The following is a 22,797-nucleotide window of genomic DNA, read 5'->3' as shown; positions in this document are numbered from 1 at the left end:
GCCCTCAGACCCCGCCCGTCACGCGTATCACTTCTTCGAGCGACGTCATGCCCGACGCGAGCCATCGTTCGCCGTCCTCGCGCAAGGTGCGCATGCCTTGATGACGGCCGGCTTCGGCAATCTCGGCGTCGGCAGCATTGCGGTGGATCAGCGCGCGAATCGGTTCGTCGACATTGAGCAGTTCATACACGCCGCGACGGCCCGCATAACCCGAATGGCCGCACTTGTCGCAACCGACGGGATGCCACACCTTGCGGCCGCCTTCTTCTTCGCGCGCTTCCTTGCACACGGGACACAGCCGCCGTACGAGACGCTGCGCCAGCACGCCCAGCAGCGACGACGCGAGCAGATAGGGCTCGACGCCCATATCCGTCAGACGCGTGACGGCGGAGGCGGCGTCATTGGTGTGCAGCGTAGCGAGTACCAGGTGTCCCGTCAGCGATGCCTGCACGGCAATCTGCGCCGTTTCCAGATCGCGGATCTCACCGATCATGATGATGTCGGGATCCTGACGAAGAATGGAACGCAGCGCGCGGGCGAACGTCATGCCGATCCGCTCGTTGACCTGAGTCTGACCAATGCCCGGCAGATCGTATTCGATCGGGTCTTCGACGGTCATGATGTTGGTCGTCGCCGTTTCGAGCCGCGACATCGACGCATAGAGCGTGGTCGTCTTGCCCGAGCCCGTCGGGCCCGTCACGAGCACGATGCCGTGCGGACGCGAAATCAGCTTGTCGAACTGCTTGAGCGTGTCGGATGCCATGCCGAGCGCTTCGAGATTCAGACGCTGCGCGTCTTTTTCCAGCAGACGCAGCACGGCGCGTTCGCCGTGGCCCGTCGGCAACGTCGACACGCGCACGTCGACGGGCCTTCCGCCGACGCGCAGCGTGATACGGCCATCCTGCGGCAGACGCTTCTCGGCAATGTCGAGTTGCGCCATGATCTTGATCCGCGAAATCAACGCGCCGTGCAGCGCCTTCTTCGGACGCACGACGTCGCGCAACGTGCCGTCGACGCGAAAGCGAACCACCGATGCGTTTTCGAATGGCTCGATGTGAATATCCGATGCCTGTTCGCGCGCTGCCTGCGTGAGCAGCGCGTTGATCATGCGGATGATCGGCGCGTCGTCTTCGGACTCCAGCAGGTCTTCCACTTCGGGAATGTCCTGCATCAGACGCGACAAATCGACTTCGCCTTCCACTTCGCCGACCACCTGCGCAGCGCTCCCGTCCTGACGCGCGTACGCCTGGTTGATGGCTTGCGCCAATTCGTCCGCTGGCATGCGCACGACCGATATCGCGCCGAAATTGCGCACGACTTCGGCAAGCGCCGCCTGGTTCGTGCGTTCGCTCATCCAGACTTCCATCGAATCGGCGTGCTGATGCGCGACCAGGATCTGGCCGCTTTTCGCGAATCCGTACGGCACGAGCCGCGCAGCAAGCGGAGAGGGCGCTTCGCGTCCTGTCTGGGTCGGGGGCGTTTCCGGCGCGCCGCGCGCATCGTCCGATGATCCGGCAGAGGCGTGCGGCCCGGAAAGCGGCGTCGAGCTCACGGCTGCACCTTTTGCGTACTCGTGGCCGGTTGAGCCGGCACGGTTTGCGCCGGTTCGACCTGCAGCGGCTGCGGTTGCGTCTGCGGCTGAACTTGGGGCTGAACCTGCGGTTGCATTTGCGGCTGCTGCGGCGGCACGCCAAGCGCCTGTTCACGCCGCATCTTGTCGAGATCGAACAGATTCAACGTCGATCCGCCCTCGTTCGGGCCAACGGGCATCGGCGGCACCACGGGATCGTCCTTGTCCCTGATCAGATTGTTGTCCGACTTGTACGCACCCGTCACGCCCTGGATGTAGTCATAGCGGTTCGCCGTCACCGCTTGCGCCGTCGCACGGTCGGCGATGATCACCGGACGCAGGAACACCAGCAGGTTCGTCTTCGCGCGGGTCTTGTTTTCCGAGCGGAACAGCTGGCCGATCCACGGGATGTCGCCGAGCAGCGGCACCTTGCTGTTGGTGACCTGGTAATTGTCCTGCATCAGGCCCCCCAGCACGATGATCTCGCCGTTGTCGGCCAGCACGGTCGACTGGATCGAACGCTTCGTGAATTCCGGGCCGGCCGGGTTGGTCGTCACGTTGGTCGTGCCTGCCACGATCGCCGAATCTTCCGTGTACAACTGCAGCTTCAGGATGCCGCCATCAGTGATCTGTGGCTTGATGTGCAGCGTCAGACCCACGTCGATACGGTCGAATGTGTTGAACGCAGTGGTCGCCGTGCTGCTCGTCAGGTTCGAATAGGAGCCTGTCTGGATCGGCACGTTCGTGCCCACGACGATCTTCGCTTCCTGGTTGTCGAGCGTGATGAGGTTAGGCGTGGACAGCACATTGGCGTCGGCCGTCTGCGACAGCGCCTGCAGCAACGCGCCGAGCCCGTTCACGCCGAACAGGTTATGCACCCAGCCGACGTTCAAGCCTTGCTGGAGATTTTGCGTCGCAAGCGCGCTCGCGATGCCGCCCGTGGCCGCAGCCGCCGTCAGGTTGATGATGCTGTTGCCGCTGCCCGTGGCAAGGTTGGTGCCCGCGAACACGTTGCCGCTGCCGATCTGCCACTGGATGCCCAGGTTGGCGTTCGTATTCGAGTTCAGTTCGACGATCAGCGCTTCGATATAGACCTGAGGACGGCGGATGTCGAGCTGGTCGATCACAGTGCGCAGATTGCGGTAAACCGGGTCTGACGCAGTGATGATCAGCGAGTTCGTCGACGCGTCGGCCTGGATCATGCCGCCCGGCTGATTGTCTTCGTTGCTGCTTTCCTTCTCGCCGAGAAAGTCGTTGCTGCTACCCTGGCCGCCATAGCCGCCGCCGGCCCCGCCGCCGCCGGCGCCCAGCGGATTGCTGCCCAATGACGACGACTGACCGCCCATCGAACCCGACGGTAAAGGCGGGTTGCCGGAGGTGCCCGTCGACGAGGGCGAATTGTTCTGGTTGAACGAGTTCGCAGCGCTGCTGCCACCTGAAGACGACGACGATTCGTTGCCGCCGCCACCCTTGCCGAGCATGCCGCGCAGCGTCTTCGCGAGACGCACGGCGTCTGCGTTGCGCAAGGGCACGACGTGCATGTTCCCGGGCTGGCCGGTTGCAGCATCCAGTTGCTTCGCGAGCGACTTCGCCGCCGCGAGACGCCCCGCGTTCGACGCGCGCAACAGCAGCGAATTGGTGCGAGGATCGGCCTGGACGGAGACCTTCAGTGTCGCATCCGTGTTGCCGATCGTACCGGGATCGAGCATTTTCGCCATCTGCGTGGCGACGTCGATCGCATTCGCGTTCTTCAGCGGCACAACCTGCACCTGCTGGCCGGCCGCCGTATCGACGCCCGCGATGATCTGCGCGATGCGGCGCACGTTGTCCGCATAGTCCGTGACGACGATCGTGTTGTTCGACGGATACGCCGCAACCGTGTTGTTCGGCGAGATCAGCGGACGCAGCACGGGCAGCAGGTTGTTGGCCGATTCGTTCTTCAGCTGGAAGACCTGCGTGACCACCTGATCGCCGCGCGCCGCGGGTGCGTTTCCGACGTAGGTCGGCACGCCCTGAAGCTTCGCGTCCGCTTCAGGTACGACCTTCAGCACGCCGTGATCCTGCACGAGCGAAAAGCCCTGCATCCGCAGTGCGGACTGCAAGGTCTTCAGCGCCTGATCTTCCGGAACTGGGTTTTCGGAAACCAGGTTCAGTTGCCCTTTCACGCGCGGGTCGACGATGATCGTCTTTCCCGTGGCCGCGCCAATCGCCCGCGCCACCTGATCGATGTCGGCGTTCACGAAATTGAGCGTCACCTGTGCGTGCGCGATCTGCGAGGTGATCGTTCCAGCGACCAGCAACGCCATCGCGACGCGACGCAATGCCATACGATTTCTTCTCATGGATATGATTTCGAAGCCGACGTTGTGATCCGCCGACGGTCTTGCACAGTGGACGACGGCCGACGCCAATCGTCCTCGGTCTGACAAGGCGCGCTATGGCAGCCAGTGCCTAGAATGCCTTGCCTCCCTGTAACCGAAAACAACGAACAGTAACAGCTTTTCGTGTCGGAAATGTCACAAACCGGCCTGGCTTGGTGGATTCCTCGAACCTTTGCGCGCTTCGAACCATCCGATTGCGCAAGTTGTTACGTCGTTGAAAGATTTGCACCTTCTCCGGTAATTATGTTCCGGCCGCCTTTGGCCGCAACTTACTGGCTTATGTCGGTTGGCCAACTTTGAGGCGCAGTGTCATGCCGGTATCATACGGGCGGATCGACAGTTCGAATATCCCCCGCGTAGCGGGTTTTCCCGGGGGGAGCCCGCCAGATAAGGGTCTCGAGTCGTCTTTACCGTTCCATTGCTTAGGAATCGAACATAGTTTGTCATCTTGACCGATGAAGCTGACCGCCATCACTTTCGCCGTTGGATTCGCCGCGCTGTTGAGCGCCGGTTCCGCACGCGCCGACTGCTTCGACGAGGCGGCCAGCTACCAGAAGGTCAACCCGTTGATTCTCCGCGCCATCGCCTGGCAGGAATCCCACAACCGTCCCGCCGCAGTCCACAAGAACGCCAACGGTTCGACCGACTATGGCGTCATGCAGATCAACTCCGTTCATCTTCCCGTGCTCGCGCAATATGGCATCTCGCAAGGCACGCTGATGGAGCCGTGCAAGAACGTCTACATCGCCGCCTGGCATCTGCGCCAGAAGATGAACAAGTACGGCAACACGTGGGCGGCCGTCGGTGCGTACCATTCGGAAACGCCGTCGCTGCGCGACGAGTACGCGCGGCAGATCGTCGCCATTCTGCGCAAGTGGAACCTGATGCCCGCCCGATAGTCGGTCAGTTTCGTTGACGAGCGCCGTCTCTTCATTCCAGTTGATGCACAATGCGGCTTCGTGCTGCCGTCGTCTCGCGTTGATTCCAACGTTCGCCGCGCGCATGCGTCATTCACCTTCAAGCTTTCCGTACCGCGATGAATCAGCCGCTTTTGCCCGTCACCGTGATCTCCGGTTTTGTGGGCGCCGGTAAGACCGCGCTCGTCGAACAGATTCTGTCGAACCGCAACGGGCCGCGCGTCGCCGCGATCGTCACCGATCTTGCCGCCGTGCGCCTCGATATCGACAATGCGGCACCCCCGTCCTCCTCCCCGACGTTGCGCGTCGATTTGCCGAATGGTTGTGTTTGCGTCGAGGCCGCTGAAGACCTGCACGAACAGTTGGCGGGCCTCGCGTCCGAAGGTCGATTCGACGCGATCGTCATCGAAGCCGCCGCGACCGACGAGCCGATGAACGTCGTCGAATCGATCCTCGAGGAGGAATCCCTGGCAACGCTCGTGCGTGTCGACACAGCCTTGACGGTGGTCGATGCCGCCGGTTTCCTGCGCGACTACGCGTCGACCGATGCGCTGGCCGAGCGCGGCCTCGCCGGTTACGAAGACGACGATCGCACGATCGTGGAAGTGCTGATCGACCAGGTCGAGTTCTGCGACGTGTTCGTCATCAACAAGGCGGATCTCGTTTCCGCTGACGATCTCGCGCATCTGCAAGCTGTGCTGGCCGCGCTGAATCCGCGTGCAGCGCAGATCGTCAGCAGCTACGGCAATGCGCCCGTCGAGGAAGTGCTCGGCACTGCGCGCTTCGATTACGACGTAACGTCGAACGCGGCGGGCTGGCTTGCGCTGCTGCACGACTCGTCGAGCGATGCGGACGAAGGCGGCAGGCGAGGTGTGGGGCATGTCGTGTATCGCGCGCGGCGTCCGTTCCATCCCGAGCGTTTCTGGGCGTTGCTGCACGAAGAGTGGAAGGGCGTGCTGCGCGGCAAAGGTTTTTTCTGGCTCGCGACGCGCAACGAGATCGGCGGCTCGCTGTCGCAAGCGGGCGGTGCTTGCCGACCCGCGCCTGCGGGCACCTGGTGGGCCGCCCAGGATCGCAGCGAATGGCCCGCGGGCGACGACGAGCTGCTCGAAGAGATCGCCGCCGACTGGTATGGCGATGCCGACGACTTCACGATCGGCGATCGTCGCCAGGAACTCGTTCTGATCGGCGTCGATATCGATCCGGCGCAATGGCGCGCGAAGTTCGACGCCTGTCTTCTGACCGATGGCGAATATGCGTTGGGTGTACAAGGCTGGCTCGCACTCGCCGATCCGTTCCCCGCATGGGACCTCGAAGACGACGATCACGAACATCATCATCATGACCATGACGACGGCCATCATCATCACCATCACTGAGTGCGGCGAATGCCTGCTTGCGCGACCGCGATAGAAAACGCAGACGAAAAAAAACCCGCCAACGGCGGGTGTCAACAACTCAAGCTGCTGATGCTTAGCGCTTGTTGACTGCGTCCTTGAACGCCTTGCCAGCCGTGAACTTGACAGTCTTTGCAGCCGGAATCTTGATGGTTTCGCCCGTCTTAGGGTTGCGGCCCGTACGTGCTGCGCGCTTGCCCGAACCGAAGCTGCCGAAGCCGATCAACTGGACTGCATCACCCTTCGCCACAGCCTTCTTGATGACTTCAAGCAGCGTGTCCAGCGTTTCGCCGGTTTGAGCCTTGCTGGCGCCCGTCTGACCTGCGACGGCGTCGATCAGTTCCTGTTTGTTCATTAAGGTTCCTTTCTGGTTTAGGTTGACACGAACAGCGCGAACGCGCCGATTATACGTGCGCGCGCCGCGCCGTCGAGCAGCGACGGCTCGGGAATACCCCCGACTCCCGCGGCGCGCCTGGCACCGCGCAGAGCACCGTGCTGCCGCTTCCCTCGCGGCGCTTGCTATGATAGCGCAGCGCAAACCCAATCTGGATAAGGGTTTCGAAGAATTACACGCTGCAACGCCTGATACAGCATGGAAAACAGCATTTTTGCCATGTCGGGCATCGAATAGATGCGATCCGCGTCACCCGAAGCCCCGCCAGCGTTGGTTTTTGCCAACGTTCGGCGCCCGTGGAAGCACCTCTGAACCCCGCCTGGAGGGGCTTCGAGGGGTGCCTGCAGATCATCTGCGTTGCAGATCGATGCGTTCAGTCCGCGCGTCGACACCGCCCGATTCTCTTGCTCGCCTGGCATCTCATCGCGCATGACCGACCCGCTCGTTCCCGCCGTCCTTGCATTCCGCGACAACGGCACGCCTTATTCGCCCCTTTATGACGACATCTATCACAGCGCCGTCGGCGGCCTCGCGCAGGCCGATTACGTCTTTCTGAAAGGCAATGATTTGCCTTCACGCTGGCAGAAACGGCGCCTCTTCACGGTGCTGGAGACGGGTTTCGGCATGGGTATCAATTTCCTCGTGACGTGGGCGGCATGGCGCGCCGACCCCGATCGATGTGAACGGCTGCACTTCGTTTCGACGGAAAAGCATCCGTTTTCACGCGAGGATCTGATCGCGGCGACGAACTCTTCCGTTGCGGATGCATCGATCGCCGCGCTTGCGGAGCAACTCGCCAATGCATGGCCGACGCTCGTTCCGGGCACGCACCGGCTGGAGTTTGAAGAAGGCCGCGTGATCCTTACGCTGGTGTTCGGAGACGCCGTCCAAACGCTGCCCACGCTCTGGCTGCGTGCCGACGCGTTTTATCTGGATGGCTTTTCCCCTGACAGGAACCCCGATTTGTGGACGCCGGCGGTCTTCAAGTCACTTGCGCGACTCGCCGGCGACGAAGCGACCTTCGCCACTTACACGAGCTCAGGCGACGTCAAACGCAGCTTGCAACAAGCCGGTTTCGAGTACAGAAAAGTCGACGGCTTTGGGTGGAAACGCGCGATGCTGGTCGGACGCTTTGCGCCGCGCTACCGCGTGCGACGTCATGAACCGCCTTTGCCGCTTGCTGTCGGCGAACGGCACGCCATCGTGATCGGCACGGGACTCGCGGGGTGTGCGGCGATCGAACGGCTCACGGCGCGCGGCTGGCGTGTCACGTCGCTCGAACGGCATGCGGATGTCGCGCGCGACGCGTCGGGCAATCCCGCGGGCGTGTTTCATCCGATGATGTCGCGCGACGACAGCGTCGGCTCGCGCATCACACGCGCAGGCTTTTTGTACGCGTTGCGGCAGTGGTCCGCACTCGAGCACCGCGGGCATCGTCCATTGCGCGGTCCCGAAGGTCTGCTGCAAATTGCCGCCGATGAAGAGGAAGCGTTGGCGATGGCGCACACGTTCGCGTCGTTTGCCTGGCCACGTGAGTACGTAGTCTCCGTGACTCGCGACGATGCGGAGCGCATCGCCAATATGCGCGTCGCGCGGGGCGGCTGGCTGTTTCCACATGGCGGCTGGATTGATCCCGCTTCGTTGTGCGCAGCGCAGTGCGAAGCGGCGGGAGGCTTGCTCGAGCGACGCTTCAATGTCGCCGCTGCGCGCGTCGAACGGTTGGAGAATCAATGGATTGTGTTCGACGAAAACGGCGCCGCCGTGGTGAGTGCACCCGTCGTCATCTTCGCGAATGCGCATGAAGCGGCGCGCGTTGCCGGCTTGCATTATGCGTCCACGCGCAGCGTGCGCGGCCAGTTGACGCTCTTGCCCGCCGACGCGACCAACGCGCCGCGCCTGCCTGTGATCGGCGAAGGATATGCGTTGCCGCTGCTCGACGGCGTCACGCTGACGGGTGCGACGTACGACATCGACGATCCCGACACACGTTTGCGCGACGGCGCGCACATCGAAAACATCGAGCGGGTCGCGCAGATGCTGCCCGACATGCGCGACGCGTTCAACGTGCATGCGCCTTCTTCGCTGACAGGGCGCGTCGCGTTTCGCTGCGTGACGAGCGATCGTTTGCCGATGATCGGCGCATTCGCCGACGAAGCCGCCGCGATCCGCGATGCCGGCAAACTATGCGGCGCGTGGCCGCTGGATCTGCCGCGTGCGGATGGTCTGTACGGCGCATTCGCGTTCGGATCGCGCGGACTCGTATGGGCGTCGCTCGGTGCGGAGTTGATGGCTTCGCAAATCGAAGGCGAGCCTTGGCCGATCGAACGCGATCTCGCTGAAGCGCTGGACCCCGCGCGCTTTCTGCTGCGCGCATTGCGTCAGGGCACGGCCAGCTGACTCCGAGCCTGTAGAAAAGTTATCCACGGCGTGCTGGGGATAACCGGGCAAATTGCGGGCGAAACCCGTGTGCAATCGATGTGGATGTAAACGGGGTAACTCGCCGAACGTAAACACAGCCCCGAAAGTTATCCGAGGAACCCACAACGGTGCGCACATCTAGCGCAACCGGTTATGCGCTCAGCAAATGGCTGATTCGTTTGGGTAAACATCGGTTATCCACAGAAAAGCAGTCACCTTGTTAACTTCTACTACGTATACATACAGGTAAACCTGTTGTTGAGAAGCCAGAGGCTGGCGATCGAAAGAGGCACCATATTCCTCTTTCGTACAGAACCGCACGTCGCGAAGGGAACGTTCTGTCCATACTCGACGGTAGCTGGAACGACGGGCGGCAGCGAGACTCCAACTGAGCCTGGCCGTCATCTGCGTTTGCAAAATCACGCTGGAACCGGTCGTTTTCCGCCGAAACGCGGTCTTTTCCCGGTCTCTTTTTCCTGTTGTCATCTAGTTAGCGTATGTTTTACCGCTTTGGGCGCTTGTTCGTCGCTTTTCCGTCAAGTGCAAAGAAGCTATGGCACAATCGCCGTTCTTCCGCGTCGTGTTTTGCCCCCGCAACCGACGCGCCAAATGGAACGGTTGCCGGACCCCAAGAATCTGATTCGAAAGTCGACGGCGCTCTTTTCACTCACGTCGTGCCGCCCGCAGTGATGCGGCATCGGCGGGGTCGTTTCAGTTTTTCATCCGATCGTTGACAACTCGCAACGCCGGCGAACGTGAACCGGTCGCGGCAACGGATGCGGCCCGCGGCTTGCGTGCTGCCGGCGTCTGCCCGTTCGCGTTGCCTTCGGTTGCTGCAAAGGAGAAGCCACCACGATGAAGTCGGCGTTTTCATTTTTTCCAGGCTGGCCGCTCACGCCCGATGCGATTTTCTGGGCTGGCCTTGCGCTGCTTGCCGCGGGTCTCGTCGGCGAGCTGTGTTATCGCGCGTGGCACTTGCCGCGCATTTCCGGCTATGCGGTGATCGGCCTGATCGCCGGCGCGGCGGGATCAGGGGTGATCGACGCGGAATCGGCAAGCACAGCGCGTCCGCTGCTCGATGTCGCGCTCGGCCTGCTGCTGTTCGAGCTTGGAAGCAGGCTGGATTTACGCTGGATTCGCCGCAACACATGGCTGATCGTGTCGAGCGTCGTGGAATCGACGCTGACGTTCATCCTGGTGCTGCTGGTGCTGGTGTTTCTCAACGTGTCGACGGTGACGGCGCTCGTGCTCGCGTCGATCGCGATGGCGACCTCGCCCGCGATGGTGATCCAGCTGAAGACGGAATTGCGTGCGGAGGGCCAGGTCACGCAGCGCCTGATGACGCTGACGGCGCTCAACAGCATGTACGCGGTGGTCATCGAGAAGCTCGCGGCCGGCTGGCTGCATCAGGAGGCGTACGGCAACGTGTTCGCGACGATTCTTCAACCGCTTTATCTGCTGATCGGCTCACTGATCCTCGCGTATCTGCTTGCGCGCACCATCACGTTCTTTTACAAGCGTATGAACCTGCAGGACGAACACTCGTTCGTCGCGCTGTTCGGCCTCGTGCTGCTCGCGATCGCGCTCGCGCACATCTTCAAGCTGTCGACCATCCTCAGCCTGCTCGCTGCCGGCATCATCGTGAAGAATCTCGAAGCGCGTCCGCAACTGTGGCCGCAGCACTTCGGCACGGCCGGCTGGCTGCTGACGGTGATTCTGTTCGTGCTCACGCTGACGACGTTCGAATGGCGCGACATCGCAATCGGCGGCGTGGCCGCGCTGGGGCTGATCGTTGCACGGCTGATCGCGAAGCTGGTCGGCGTGCTGGCGTTCGCGAAGCCGAGCGGGCTCCATATGAAGCAGGGCGTGGCGCTCGGTCTGTCGCTGTCGCCGATGTCGGCGCTCGCCTATCTGCTGGTCGACGATACGTACCAGCTTTATCCGAATTTCGACCCGACGCTGCGCGCAATCACGATGTGTTCGATCGTCGTGTTGCAACTCGTCGGACCGTGGCTCGTATATCGCTCGCTCGCGCTCGTCGGCGAACGCCGCGAGTAAAGCGGCGAAGAGACACCGGGCCGACACGTTTCGGCCCGACAGCGCTCAGGTTGTTCACGCAGCTCATACATCTGGCTGCAGCATTCGACAGTCACTCCGGCGAGGCGCCGTCGACAACGGCCGCGCCTGCGCCGACATGAATCAGGAAACGCCATGTCACTCGAAGCCTTCGTCGATTCGAAACCGTTCACCTTCGGTGTCGAACTCGAGATGCAGATCGTCAACACCCATGACTATGATCTGACCAAAGCGGGAACCGACCTGCTTCGGCTCATCAAGGACGAGAAGATTCCGGGCAACATCACGCCGGAAATCACGGAAAGCATGATCGAGCTGTCGACGGGCATCTGCACGTCGCATGAACAGGCCGTCGCCGATCTGCGCACGATCCGCGATGTGCTCGTCGCCGCGGCCGACCGGCTGAACGTCGGGCTGTGCGGCGGCGGCACGCACGCTTTCCAGCAATGGAGCGAGCGGCAGATCGTCGACACGCCCCGTTTTCAATACCTTTCGGAACTCTACGGATACCTTGCGAAGCAGTTCACGGTGTTCGGCCAGCACGTGCACATCGGCTGTCCGGATGCCGACAGCGCATTGTTCCTGCTGCATTCGATGTCGCGCTTCATTCCGCACTTCATCGCGCTGTCGGCTTCGTCACCGTTCGTGCAGGGCGTCGACACCGGCTTTCATTCGGCACGCCTGAATTCCGTGTTCGCGTTCCCGCTATCGGGCCGCGCGCCGTTCGTGCTCACGTGGGACAGCTTCGAAGAATACTTTTCGAAGATGGTCCACACGGGCGTCGTCAACAGCATGAAGGATTTCTACTGGGACATCCGGCCGAAGCCCGGCTTCGGCACCATCGAAGTCCGCGTGATGGACACGCCGTTGTCCGTCGATCGCGCGGCCGCGATCGCCTGCTACATCCAGACGCTCGCGCGTCACCTGCTGCTCGACAAGCCATTGACGCCGAAGGAAGATGACTACCTCGTCTACACGTTCAATCGCTTTGAAGCGTGCCGCTTCGGTCTCGCGGGCACGTGTATCGATCCGCAGACGGGCGAGCGGCGCACGATTTCCGAAGATATCATCCAGACGCTCGAGCGCATTGCGCCGCATGCGGATGCGCTAGGCTCGGGCAAGGCGCTCGAGGAAATCGGCGCGATTGCACGCGGTCAGGTGAACGATGCAACGTGGTTGCGTAACGTGGTCGAACAGGAAAAGTCGCTCCATGAGGCCGTCCGGCAACAATGCCTGCAGTGGCGCGCATGATCCGGGCGATGCGATTCGTTGCCGCTCGGTCCGGCAAACCGCGGCGGTGACGACTGAGCAAACCTCGACTGAACCCGCTTCTTGCGGGTTTTTTATTTCTTCGACACCCGGCAGCGGCTTCCAGGCTTTTCCTCAAAGTTTACGTATACATGCGTAGTAATAGTTAACAAGCATTGCGTTTACGTGTGGACAACCGAATAATTTCCAGCAAAGTCAAGCGGCTGCGTAAACGATAACCATGCGGATCGGCGGTGCGTCGCAGGCGGGATCCAGGGAGAATGATTCTCAGATTCGCTGGGTCGCCTGCGTTATCGAGACTCTGGGCACAAGTCATCCCATACTTTATCCCGTGGTTATCCACAGATTGCATTGGATAACTTAGCTGTACGATTCGCCGCTCTCGAATAGAATGTCGTTTTTCGTCGTTGCGGGCCTGCTCGGATCACGTCGACGCGTGGCCCGATATTCCAGGGATCGCAGCACTCACGGAGCATTGGCAACGCCTGTGACAGCGGCCGGGACAGGTCTGCATCGCAGGAAATTTTTGAGATAGTAGGATTCGGCAAGTCGGGTTTTCCGGCGAAGCTTCCCCCCACGGACTGCCGGCGCGGGCATCGCAGATCGGGTGTCGACGGGCGACGGCATGCTGTCAACAACGAACGAAAGACTATGAGCGAAGGCGTATACGGAGAGCAGGCAACCGGGCGGGTGACCCACAGCCTGCTGCGACTCAGCACGGCCATGCGGAGCCAGGCATGGGAATGGGCGGAAGGCGCAGGGCTGACGCCTACCCAAGGCGAGATCCTGGTGCTGCTGATGCAGCGCAAGGGGCCGATGCGTCTCGGCGAGATTGCCCGCGAAACCGCGCTGACGGCCGCGACCACGAGCGATGCCGTGAGCACGCTGGAAAACAAGGGGCTCGTGGAAAAGCGTCGTGCGCTCGACGACGGGCGCGCGCTTGCCGTGCGTCTGACGGCACGCGGCCGCACGGCTGCAAAACGCGCCGCGCAATGGCCGGACTTCCTTGCGAAAGCAGTCGGCACCCTGCGCGACGAAGAGCAATCGATTTTCTATCGCACGCTCCTGAAGACCGTGCGTCAGCTCGAAGTGCAAGGCCATATTCCGCCGCACCGGATGTGCGTGACGTGCACGCATTTCGAGCCGAGCAAGAATCCGAAGAAATCGCTGCATCGCTGCATGCTGCTCGACCTGTCGATGTCGGATACCGATCTGCGTCTGGACTGCTCGGTGCACGAAACAGCCGACGCGGCCACGCAGAAAAAGACCTGGAAGATCTTCGCGCAGCAAGCCTGAGTCGGCTAAACTGCGGAGCCTGCTGCCGCTCGCGAACACTCGCGAACGGCAGCAGGTGAGCTTGCGCCGTCTTGCGCATCGGCAGACGCGCGTGTCTTCCGGCACGCCTTGGGGGTGTGTCCAGTCAACCTGATGGTGGATTCGCCGATGCTTCACGAAGTTCTGGCCATACGCCACGTGCACTTCGAGGATCTGGGGAGTCTCGAACGGGTGCTCGGCGAACGCGGGCGTCCCGTGCGTTATCTCGACGTCGGCTTTGCGCGCATCGAAGCACCGAACCCGGTGACCCCGTCGCTGATGGTCATTCTCGGCGGCCCGATCAGCGCTTACGACGACGATCGCTATCCGACCATCGCGCCGCTCGTGGCGATGATAGAGAAGCGCATCGCAGCGGGCTTGCCGACGCTCGGCATCTGTCTCGGCGCTCAACTGATCGCACGTGTGCTGGGAGCCAAGGTCTATCCATCGGGGCAAACGGAAATCGGTTGGACACCGCTGACGCTCAGCGGCGCCGGAAAACAGTCGCCGCTGCGTCATCTGGACGCGGCGCACACGTCGATGCTTCATTGGCATGGCGATACATTCGATCTTCCGCAAGGCGCCGTGCATCTCGCGTCCACGCCTGCCTGTGAAAATCAGGCGTTCGCGTGGGGCAAGCATGTACTCGGCCTGCAATGTCACCCTGAAATCCGCACCGACCGTTTCGAGCCCTGGCTGATTGGCAATGCCGGCGAGATCGCGAGCCACGGCATCGACGTGCGCACGCTGCGCGCCGATACCGCGAAACATGGCCCGGCACTCGAAGCCGCGGCGACCAACATGTTCGGCGAATGGCTCGACCAAATGGCGGCGCAACCCTGAACGTCCTGAATGAACGCTGCAGATCACCGTGTGTTGACTGTCGATACCGTGTTGACCGGCAAGGTCGCGCCGCTCTGCGACGACGGTTCCAGCAAGACGAGCGCGATCGCCAAGACGCCGGTCGATGGCCGGGTGTGGCTCGGGGAAACGGGGCTCGCAGGTGATCAGCAGGCCGAACTCAAGATACACGGCGGCCCGGAAAAGGCGCTGCATCATTATCCATTCGATCACTACGCGACCTGGCGACATGACTGGCCGGCAGGCGCATCCGGTCTTGCGACGCTCGCTCAAGCCGGTGCATTTGGCGAGAACGTCAGCACATCGGGACTGACGGAAGCGGATGTGTGCGTCGGTGATGTGTACCGGATAGGCGGTGCGATCGTGCAGGTTTCGCAGCCCCGGCAGCCGTGCTGGAAACTGAACTTCCGGTTCGCGCGCGCGGACATGTCTCGAGCCGTGCAGCACACGCGCCGCACGGGCTGGTACTACCGGGTGCTCGAAGCGGGCGAGATCGGTGCGGGCGATATGATGGAGCGACTCGCGCGTCCGCATGCGCAGTGGAGCGTCGAGCGACTGCTGCGCGTCGTCTACGTCGATCGCGACGATCGGCAGTCGCTGGAAGACATGGCAAAACTCGACGCGCTTTCGCCGTCGTGGCGCAAGACGGCAACCAGGCGGCTGGAGAGCGGCGAGGTCGAATCGTGGTCGAAGCGTCTGGACGGATCTGCTGGTCAAAGCTGATTCGCGCCGCTGAAAAGCGGTCATGACGCGGCGCGCCAGGCCGTCTGCAGCAAATCGGACCGGGTGCTATGCTCGATCGCTCTTGAGTTTCGATGGGCAACACTACAACCATGAGCGCACTTTTCACTCCGCTCACGCTGCGTAGCGTGACGCTGCCAAACCGCATCGTCGTGTCGCCGATGTGTCAGTACTCCGCCGAACGCGGCGAAGCGACCGCATGGCACATGATCCACCTGGGCCATCTCGCTCTGTCGGGCGCAGGCATGCTGTGCATCGAGGCGACGGCCGTGGAACCCGATGGCCGCATCACGCCCGCCGATCTCGGCTTGTGGGACGATGTGACGGAAGAGGCGCTGAAACCGGTGATCGCCGCAATCCGCAAGCATTCGAAAGTGCACATCGCGATGCAGCTGTCGCACGCGGGGCGTAAGGCGTCGAGCAATGTGCCGTGGAAAGGCGGTCAACTGATTTCCGTCGCCAACGGCGGCTGGCTGCCACACGCGCCGTCCGCCATTCCGCACAAGGCGGGTGAAGAGGCACCGCTCGCGCTCGACAGTGCAGGTCTCAACCGAATTCGCGAAGCGTTCGCAGCGACGGCGCGCCGCGCCGCGCGCCTCGGCATCGATGCGCTCGAAGTGCATGCCGCGCACGGCTATCTGCTGCACCAGTTTCTGTCGCCGCTCGCGAACCAGCGTACCGACGAATATGGCGGCTCGCGCGAGAACCGCATGCGTTTCCCGCTGGAAATCTTCGATATCGTGCGTGCGGCATTTCCCGTCGACAAGCCTGTCGGCGTGCGCGTGTCGGCGGTCGACTGGGTCGAAGGCGGCCTTACGATCGAAGACACGATCGCCTTCGTGCAAGAGCTGAAGAAGCGCGGTTGCGACTGGGTGGATGTATCGTCGGGCGGTGTCTCGCCGTTGCAGAAGATTCCCGTCGAGCCGGGCTATCAAGTGCCCTTCGCGAAGGCGGTCAGGAAGGCGACGGGCTTGACGACGGTGGCCGTCGGTCTGATTACCGACCCGGAGCATGCAAACCAGCTGATCGAAGAGGGCGATGCCGATCTCGTCGCGATGGCTCGCGCGATGCTTTACGATCCGCGCTGGCCGTGGCATGCGGCCGCGAAGCTCGGCGCAACCGTCGAGGCGCCGCCGCAATACTGGCGCTCGCAGCCGCGCGAGCAGAAGGCGCTGTTCGGCGACATTTCGTTCGGTCAGCGCTGAGCTGGGCGTTCGGGTTGTCGAGGTGGATCGCGGATTGCGTGCAATGCGAGGCGGATCTGCACGTCTGACGGTTGAACGAATCCACATCATCCGTGTACGATTTCGGTTGTGGCGCTGCTTGCGTCACGTGTCGACGCGGCGCCAGCACGGCGCCGCGTTTGCTATCCGCATCACGAAAGCCGTGCAGTTGTGGAGATGGCGCGAAACGCGGAAGCATCGGCAAACAGAGTTTGCTCATCCACCGTTCTACAAGGATTGATTCAATGAGTTCACGCAGGATCGCTGTGCGTCAATCGGGCGTGCACGGCAAAGGCGTGTTTGCACTCGAACCGATCGCCGCCGGCGATCGGCTGATCGAATATAAGGGCGAACGGATCTCGTGGAAGGAAGCGCTGCGACGACATCCCCACAATCCGGACGAGCCGAATCACACGTTCTATTTCGCGCTCGATAGCGGTGATGTGATCGACGGCAAGGTGAAGGGCAATAGCGCGCGATGGATCAACCACTCGTGCGCGCCCAACTGTGAAGCGGAAGAGATTGACGGCCATGTCTATATTGACGCGCTGCGCGACATCGAAGCCGGCGAAGAACTGTTCTACGACTACGGGCTCGTGATCGACGCGCGTCAGACGAAGAAGCTGAAGAAGGAATACGAATGCCGCTGCGGCGCGCGCAAGTGCCGCGGCACGATGCTTGCGCCGCCGGACAAGAAAGACGAGAAGAAATCGAAGAAGAAGAAGTGATTGAGGTGCGCTGCCGGACATAGAGCAACGGCAGCGCGCTCTGGCGATGAAGTTCAGAGATCGACCGGCGCATGCGCCGGTTTTTTTGTTTCTCGAGCTGGATCGGGCTCGCGCAGTACGGCGCCCGTCGCGACGGGAAGCCGCACGATGAAGCGCGCTCCGCCTTCGGCGGCGTCTTCGTAATGCACGCTGCCGCGATGCAGCGCCATGATGTCGTGCACGATCGCAAGGCCGAGACCCGCGCCGCCGTCGACGCTGCTGTCGCTTTGCCCCTGACCGTCGCCACGGAAGAAGCGCTTGAACAGCTCGGGCTGCTGCTTGAGCGGTACGCCAGGGCCGTTATCCTCGACGGCGACTTCCGCCATCGCGACGCCATCCACGACCACTTGTGCGACCGTCATCGTGATGCGTGCGCCGTTGATACGCGACGGCGGCACGTATTTCAGCGCGTTATCCAGCAAATTCGCGATCACTTCGCGCAGCAGCACAGGATTGCCGCGTGCGATCAACGGATGATCGTTCGATGGATCGTCGAGCCGCTGGAAACCGAGGTCGACATGCACGGCGAGCGCGCGCGGGACCCATTCGGCGCCCGTGTCGAAGGCGAGCGACGCGACGTCCAGATTGACGAAACGCGCAGCCTGTTCGCCTGGCTCGGCACGCGCGAGAGACAGCAGCTGGTTCGACAGACGCACCGCGCGATCGGCTGCGGCACGCAGTTCCTTGACTGCCGCAAGGGTCTGCTGCGGATCGCGGGCGATGGCCGCCTGCTCGGCGTGGAGCTTGATCGCGGTGAGCGGCGTGCGCAGTTGATGCGCAGCGTCGGCGATGAATTTGCGCTGCGCATCGAGCGCGGACTTCAAGCGGTCGAGCAGTCCATTCAGCGCACCCGTCAGCGGGCGGATCTCCACGGGCACGAAGGTCTCGTCGACGGGTTCGAGCGACGTGTGCGTCTGACGGTTCAGCGAATCGGCGAGATCGGTCAGCGGGTTCAATTGCTGGTTGACGACCCGCCACACGATCACCCAGCCCGCGAGTAGCAACAGCAGCAGCGGCATCATGATCGCGATGAGAAATTCGGCGGCGATGCGAAAACGGTGGTGCACAGGCTGGCCGACTTCGATGACGACGGGATTGCCCGTCGGCTGATCGACGCGTACCTGTGCAACCCGCACCGCCGTGCCTTCGTGCTGCGTCTCGAACACATACGCATAGTGCATGCGCCGCACGTTCGTGCCCTGTAGCGGCAGCTTCGGGTCGCCGGCGATTTCGGTTTCGCCGTTGCTGATTCGGTAGACCAGCTGTTCGACCGGGTCGGAGAACATCGCCTGCGCGAGTGGCGGCACGGTGATCGGTGCGTCGGGGCCGGCGATCTGGATCTGCTTCGAGATAGCCGTCGCGAGATCGGCGAGCGAACGATCGACGACATGCTGCGTGTATTGCCACGCGAGCCAGTACGCTATGAGGCCGCTCATCAGCGCGAGCAGCGAAAGGGGAGCGGCGAGCCTGCGCAGCAGCTGGCGGCGCAGGCTATTCGCGGCGGGATAGTTCATGGTCGAACCCGCGATAAAAGATTGACGCCGGCGGAGGATCTCGACGGACGCGCGACCATGCATCGCCGCTGCCGGGTTGAATGACACAGGCGGCCGCCGCGCATCCGCGGATGCGCTTGCGGCCGCCCGTCGGACAACCCGGACGCCGTCAGACCATGACGGTCTCGACGACCATTATGACGCCTGGCGGATTTCCTGGAGCAGATAGCCGAAGCCGCGCACCGTGACGATTTCGACGCGGCAGTTTTCAAGCTTTTTGCGCACGCGGTGCACATAGACTTCGATCGCGGTGTCGCCCAGATCGCCGCCGAAGTGCGTCAGGTGATCCTGCAGTTGCGCCTTGCTGACTACGCGGCCATGACGCAGCAGCAACATTTCGAGCACCGCGAATTCGCGCGGGGACAATTCCAGCGGCTTGTCGTCGTTGAAGATGCGGCGATCGACACCCGACAGGCGCACGCCGCCCAGCGATACTTCCGGACGCGGCATATCGCCATGCGGGCCGCTGCGGCGCATCACGGCGCGGATACGCGCTTCAAGTTCGGCGGGTTCGAACGGCTTCAGCATGTAATCGTCCGCACCGGAATTGAGGCCTTGCACGCGGTCGTTCAGTTCGTCGCGGGCGGTCAGCACGATGACGGGCGTATGACGATTGCTCTGGCGGAAACGCGAGAGCAGCGTCATGCCGTCGATGCCGGGCAGGCCCAGATCGAGGATCACGAGTTCGTGGCGGTTTTGCGTGAGGGCCTGTTCGGCGAAGATGCCGTCGTGAACCATGTCGACTGTGAAGCCGGCTTGTTCGAGACTGCTTTGGATGCCGCGTGCGATGGGGCGGTCATCTTCGATCAGAAGGAGTCGCATGGTTTTCGCTCAAGTACAATGGGTTTAGGCAAGAGGCACGCGGTTCGCCGGTGCGCCTGCTGCACAGAATGCCGTGCGGCGTGCCGTTCGATGCGGCTTTTAACTGACCAGCCAGCCATGTCCGATATTACGATCCACGAACTGGAAGCCGCGATCAACTTCTGGCGTACCCGCTCGCCTTCGGCCGGTGACGAACTCGCTCTGTGCAAGGAGGCAAGCGCGCTCTCCAAGCCGTATGCGCTGATGATTGTACAGCGACAGGCCACGCTATCGCAGGAAGGATTGGACGCGAACGCACGTGCTGCGTGGGATTCTTACATGTCCCTTAAAAATGGCCTAAAGAAGTGAAGGTTTGGTGGCCTGATTACCTGCAATACGCTTTCGCCACGGGTTTTCTCCGGACTTTTCAAAGCGCAACCGGCTTTCGTCTAATCAACGCCTCACATCAGTTTTCAGCTGCCACTTCATCGATAAATGGTGCGCGCTCGGAAATTCTATTCGCATCGTGCGTCGATAGCGTGATGTCGACGTTACTGTAGACGTTGAAAGGGTGATGGTCGATCTGCTGAGCCTTGATCGCGACGCGCGTCTTGAAGCGGAATGCTTCGTTGAAGTCGGCGAACTTGAATTGCCGACTGATCGCGTCGTGGCCCCTCGACGTTCTGCAGCCCGGTGCGTTGCGCGATCTGGCTCGCACGTTCTTCCGAGGGAAGTTTCTCGATCATCGTGTCACCTTAGAAGCTGCGTGGGACGCAAGTTTTCCGAACCAAGGTGAATGCGATAATCCCGCATCGAAACGCCCATCCATGCGGAGATTTTTCATGTTGGAACTCGATCACTTCGACCTCGCGCTGCTCGACGTCCTGCAGCGCTTCGGGCGCGCGACGCATCAGCAGCTCGGCGAGCAGGTGCCGCTATCACCTTCGCAGATCGGGCGGCGGCTGCAGCGGTTGGAGGCGATCGGCGTGGTTGACGGCTATCGCGTCGTGCTGCGGCCGGAGAAGCTCGGACTCGGCGTGATGGCGTTCACCAGCCTCAAATTGAAGCACCACGGCGATTCGATCATCGAGCAGTTCCAGCAGCAGATCGACGTCCTGCCGGAGGTGCTGGAATGTCACGCGGTGGTGGGCGACGCCGACTATCTGCTGCGCATCGTGGCGCCCGATCTGAACGCGCTGTCGTCGTTCGTGATGAAGAAGCTGATGCGCGTGCCGGGCGTCGACAGCGTGCGCTCGAACATCGTTCTGACGACATTCAAGCGCAACGGGCCATTGCCGCTCGGTCATCTGGCGCCGGGTGCATCCACTGAGTGACCGCGCAGCGTGACGTGATCACGCAGCCTTTAACGGTTCGTCATTCAGCATATCCACATACGCGACGGCGACGAGATCCGACTCGGGCACGCCGAGCTTGCCAAACACGGCATGCGCCTCGGCTTCGCCGCCTTCTTCGTCGTCATCCTGCGCGAGCACGACTTCGAGTTCGACGAAATCGCCAAGACCGTCGACGCGATCCAGATGAATCCGCGTGCGCCCGACGATGTACACGTGGCGTTCCTTCGTAACGATGCCGCGCGTCGTGAGGGCGGTGGCGAGCAGCGAGTGCATCGCTTCGGGGTTCGTTACGGGGCTGCGCGTGTAGTACGACGCCTTTGGGCCGTCGCGGTCATCGCGCTGATAAAAGATCAGCTCAGCAGGCGTGCCGTCGTCGAACTGGCGCAGTTTCAGACGGCCGCGCGGCACGTCGTAGAAGAAGTCCTGCTGGCGGAAGATCAACGGAGCGTCAGGCGCAAGGGCGGCGGCGCGCTCGCGAAGCTGCTCGAACTGCTGCGCGCGGGCTTTGATTTCGATGTTGCGTGCCATGTGAAGCTCCTGTCGAAAGAGAACGTGATCGGCTTCTGACGACGACGGGACCGCCGTCGATGGCCTGCATGCGCAAGCCGCTCGTCAGGGGGCCAAGGGGCATACGGAATACAGCGGGCATACGGAATACAGCGGGGAAAAGCGGGCAAAGCGTCAATCTAGCAAAAAGCCCGTGACGATGTAGTTAAAGCCCACGGCGTGCAAAAAGGGACCAAAAACAGGTGCCGAAACCGCTGTGTCATGAGGCGGGCTCATATCGCGTGCGACGCAGGAAGCCGCTCACGTCGACCATTGCAGCTCGATCAGCTTCAGTGCGGCAGCGATCGCTGGCTCGTCCCGGTGCGCCGCGAGCGTGATGAACGTCAGTTCTGTCGGCACCGTGACGTCTTCGACGATCGTCAGCGCATGCGCGTGCGCTTCGGCGAGCGCAATCGAATCTCGCGCGAGCGTAAGGCCGATGCCGGATTTGACGAGATCGAGCATCGACGGTTCCTGATCCACTTCCGCTACTTTGATAGGCCTGACCCCGGCATCGGCGAAACGGCGCGTCAGCAGCCGGTTGTGCGCGGACGCGGGTGGCGTCCAGATCCAGGGAAACAAAGCGAGTGCGCGCCAGTCATGCGCGCCCTTCATGCGGTCTTTCCAGCCGGGCGGCGCCAGCACGCGATACTGAAAGTGCGTGAGCGTGACGGCATGAAAGATGGGCGTGTCCCGCGCGTCGTCGTCATCGGGCTGGCCGATGTAATAGCCGACGTCCAGTTCGCCGGCACGCACCTGGTCGCGCACCCAGCCCGACATGCCGTGCCTGAGTTGCGTTTCGACATGCGGCCAGGTTTCGACCAGCTGTTTCAGGAAGCCGCCGAGCCGCAAAAAGGCGGGATCGAGAATCGTGCCGATGCGCAGGCGTCCACGCACTTCCTGGCGCAGCGTGGCCGCCGCGCGTTCGACATCGCTTGCGGCTGCCAGCGCACGCTCGGCATGAGGCAGCAGCGCCTGACCGTCGCGTGTCAGCGCGAGCCCGTGCGACGTGCGCGTGAAAAGCGCCACGCCGAGGGCAATCTGCAGATTCTTGATCTGCAAACTGACCGCCGGTTGCGTCAGATGCAATTGTGTAGCGGCGCGCGTCAGATTGCCTTCGCGTGCGACCGTTGCAAATGCGCGGAGCAGGGTGAGATCCATGCGCTGATATTAGCGCGCCTTATACCGTATTTGAGCATTACTCATTGGATTTG

General features: G+C 62.2%; 19 protein-coding genes and 1 pseudogene. 12 read left to right on the top strand and 8 right to left on the bottom strand.

The features are described 5' to 3' along the window. Positions 1 to 4 precede the first annotated feature (4 nt). Together gspE and gspD are read right to left on the bottom strand one after the other, a co-directional pair. Positions 5 to 1,552: a type II secretion system ATPase GspE gene (gspE, locus tag BPHY_RS15640; protein WP_012402414.1), complete on the bottom strand. Its 1,548-nt coding sequence runs from the start codon at positions 1,550 to 1,552 to the stop codon at positions 5 to 7. After that, the gene (gene gspD, locus BPHY_RS15635; RefSeq protein ID WP_041763649.1) at positions 1,549 to 3,897 is read right to left on the bottom strand and encodes a type II secretion system secretin GspD; all 2,349 of its coding nucleotides are present in this window, start codon (positions 3,895 to 3,897) and stop codon (positions 1,549 to 1,551) included. The genes gspE and gspD overlap by 4 nt, the downstream gene beginning before the upstream one ends. A 509-nt stretch (positions 3,898 to 4,406) precedes the next feature. On the opposite strand from gspD, the gene BPHY_RS15630 reads away from it, so the two are divergent. After that, complete coding sequence (locus tag BPHY_RS15630; protein WP_012402412.1) at positions 4,407 to 4,850, top strand: lytic transglycosylase domain-containing protein; 444 nt, start codon at positions 4,407 to 4,409, stop codon at positions 4,848 to 4,850. Positions 4,851 to 4,987: 137 nt separating this feature from the next. Then, a complete protein-coding gene (locus BPHY_RS15625) occupies positions 4,988 to 6,247 on the top strand; it encodes a GTP-binding protein (RefSeq protein WP_012402411.1) in 1,260 nt (419 codons plus the stop codon). A 94-nt stretch (positions 6,248 to 6,341) separates the two neighbouring features. On the opposite strand, the gene BPHY_RS15620 is transcribed toward BPHY_RS15625, so the two are convergent. Continuing rightward, positions 6,342 to 6,620 (bottom strand): HU family DNA-binding protein, encoded by a 279-nt coding sequence (locus BPHY_RS15620; RefSeq protein WP_007581741.1) that lies wholly within the window; start codon positions 6,618 to 6,620, stop codon positions 6,342 to 6,344. Between the two features lie 468 nt (positions 6,621 to 7,088). Between BPHY_RS15620 and mnmC the strand changes: the two genes are divergently transcribed. The 8 genes from mnmC (at position 7,089) to BPHY_RS15580 (ending at position 17,289) form a co-directional block, all read left to right on the top strand. Further along, complete coding sequence (gene mnmC, locus BPHY_RS15615) at positions 7,089 to 9,056, top strand: bifunctional tRNA (5-methylaminomethyl-2-thiouridine)(34)-methyltransferase MnmD/FAD-dependent 5-carboxymethylaminomethyl-2-thiouridine(34) oxidoreductase MnmC (protein WP_012402410.1); 1,968 nt, start codon at positions 7,089 to 7,091, stop codon at positions 9,054 to 9,056. Between the two features lie 876 nt (positions 9,057 to 9,932). Further along, on the top strand, positions 9,933 to 11,135 hold the full coding sequence (locus BPHY_RS15610; protein WP_012402409.1) for a cation:proton antiporter: 1,203 nt from the start codon (positions 9,933 to 9,935) through the stop codon (positions 11,133 to 11,135). A gap of 153 nt (positions 11,136 to 11,288) precedes the next feature. Beyond that, positions 11,289 to 12,404: a YbdK family carboxylate-amine ligase gene (locus BPHY_RS15605; protein WP_012402408.1), complete on the top strand. Its 1,116-nt coding sequence runs from the start codon at positions 11,289 to 11,291 to the stop codon at positions 12,402 to 12,404. 669 nt (positions 12,405 to 13,073) lie between these two features. Next, a complete protein-coding gene (locus BPHY_RS15600) occupies positions 13,074 to 13,718 on the top strand; it encodes a MarR family winged helix-turn-helix transcriptional regulator (RefSeq protein WP_012402407.1) in 645 nt (214 codons plus the stop codon). Between the two features lie 147 nt (positions 13,719 to 13,865). Further along, positions 13,866 to 14,579: a glutamine amidotransferase gene (locus BPHY_RS15595; protein ID WP_012402406.1), complete on the top strand. Its 714-nt coding sequence runs from the start codon at positions 13,866 to 13,868 to the stop codon at positions 14,577 to 14,579. A 9-nt stretch (positions 14,580 to 14,588) separates the two neighbouring features. Then, the gene (locus BPHY_RS15590; RefSeq protein ID WP_012402405.1) at positions 14,589 to 15,320 is read left to right on the top strand and encodes an MOSC domain-containing protein; all 732 of its coding nucleotides are present in this window, start codon (positions 14,589 to 14,591) and stop codon (positions 15,318 to 15,320) included. A gap of 110 nt (positions 15,321 to 15,430) precedes the next feature. Next, the gene (locus tag BPHY_RS15585) at positions 15,431 to 16,543 is read left to right on the top strand and encodes an NADH:flavin oxidoreductase/NADH oxidase (protein ID WP_041763647.1); all 1,113 of its coding nucleotides are present in this window, start codon (positions 15,431 to 15,433) and stop codon (positions 16,541 to 16,543) included. Between the two features lie 263 nt (positions 16,544 to 16,806). Continuing rightward, positions 16,807 to 17,289 carry an SET domain-containing protein gene (locus tag BPHY_RS15580; RefSeq protein ID WP_012402403.1) on the top strand — a complete coding sequence of 161 codons (483 nt, stop codon included), beginning with the start codon at positions 16,807 to 16,809 and terminating at the stop codon, positions 17,287 to 17,289. Positions 17,290 to 17,342: 53 nt separating this feature from the next. Here BPHY_RS15580 and BPHY_RS15575 read toward each other — a convergent pair whose 3' ends face one another. After that, complete coding sequence (locus BPHY_RS15575) at positions 17,343 to 18,842, bottom strand: sensor histidine kinase (protein ID WP_012402402.1); 1,500 nt, start codon at positions 18,840 to 18,842, stop codon at positions 17,343 to 17,345. Between the two features lie 174 nt (positions 18,843 to 19,016). Next, the gene (locus BPHY_RS15570) at positions 19,017 to 19,703 is read right to left on the bottom strand and encodes a response regulator transcription factor (RefSeq protein ID WP_007581727.1); all 687 of its coding nucleotides are present in this window, start codon (positions 19,701 to 19,703) and stop codon (positions 19,017 to 19,019) included. Between the two features lie 117 nt (positions 19,704 to 19,820). On the opposite strand from BPHY_RS15570, the gene BPHY_RS15565 reads away from it, so the two are divergent. Beyond that, positions 19,821 to 20,051: a DUF3717 domain-containing protein gene (locus BPHY_RS15565; protein ID WP_041764085.1), complete on the top strand. Its 231-nt coding sequence runs from the start codon at positions 19,821 to 19,823 to the stop codon at positions 20,049 to 20,051. A 97-nt stretch (positions 20,052 to 20,148) separates the two neighbouring features. On the opposite strand, the pseudogene BPHY_RS15560 reads toward BPHY_RS15565, so the two are convergent. Continuing rightward, a pseudogene (locus BPHY_RS15560) lies at positions 20,149 to 20,428 on the bottom strand (4a-hydroxytetrahydrobiopterin dehydratase). A 96-nt stretch (positions 20,429 to 20,524) separates the two neighbouring features. On the opposite strand from BPHY_RS15560, the gene BPHY_RS15555 reads away from it, so the two are divergent. Then, positions 20,525 to 21,016, top strand: coding sequence for an Lrp/AsnC family transcriptional regulator (locus BPHY_RS15555; RefSeq protein ID WP_012402399.1), 492 nt, complete (start codon positions 20,525 to 20,527; stop codon positions 21,014 to 21,016). A gap of 18 nt (positions 21,017 to 21,034) precedes the next feature. Here the strand turns inward: BPHY_RS15555 and BPHY_RS15550 are convergent, their stop codons facing one another. Then, positions 21,035 to 21,565, bottom strand: coding sequence for a class IV adenylate cyclase (locus BPHY_RS15550; RefSeq protein WP_012402398.1), 531 nt, complete (start codon positions 21,563 to 21,565; stop codon positions 21,035 to 21,037). Between the two features lie 279 nt (positions 21,566 to 21,844). Then, complete coding sequence (locus tag BPHY_RS15545) at positions 21,845 to 22,744, bottom strand: LysR family transcriptional regulator (RefSeq protein WP_012402397.1); 900 nt, start codon at positions 22,742 to 22,744, stop codon at positions 21,845 to 21,847. Positions 22,745 to 22,797: the final 53 nt, after the last annotated feature.

This window comes from Paraburkholderia phymatum STM815 (genome assembly GCF_000020045.1).
In the GTDB taxonomy this organism is placed as follows: Bacteria; Pseudomonadota; Gammaproteobacteria; order Burkholderiales; family Burkholderiaceae; genus Paraburkholderia; species Paraburkholderia phymatum.
This window is presented reverse-complemented; position numbering and strand designations above follow the sequence as displayed.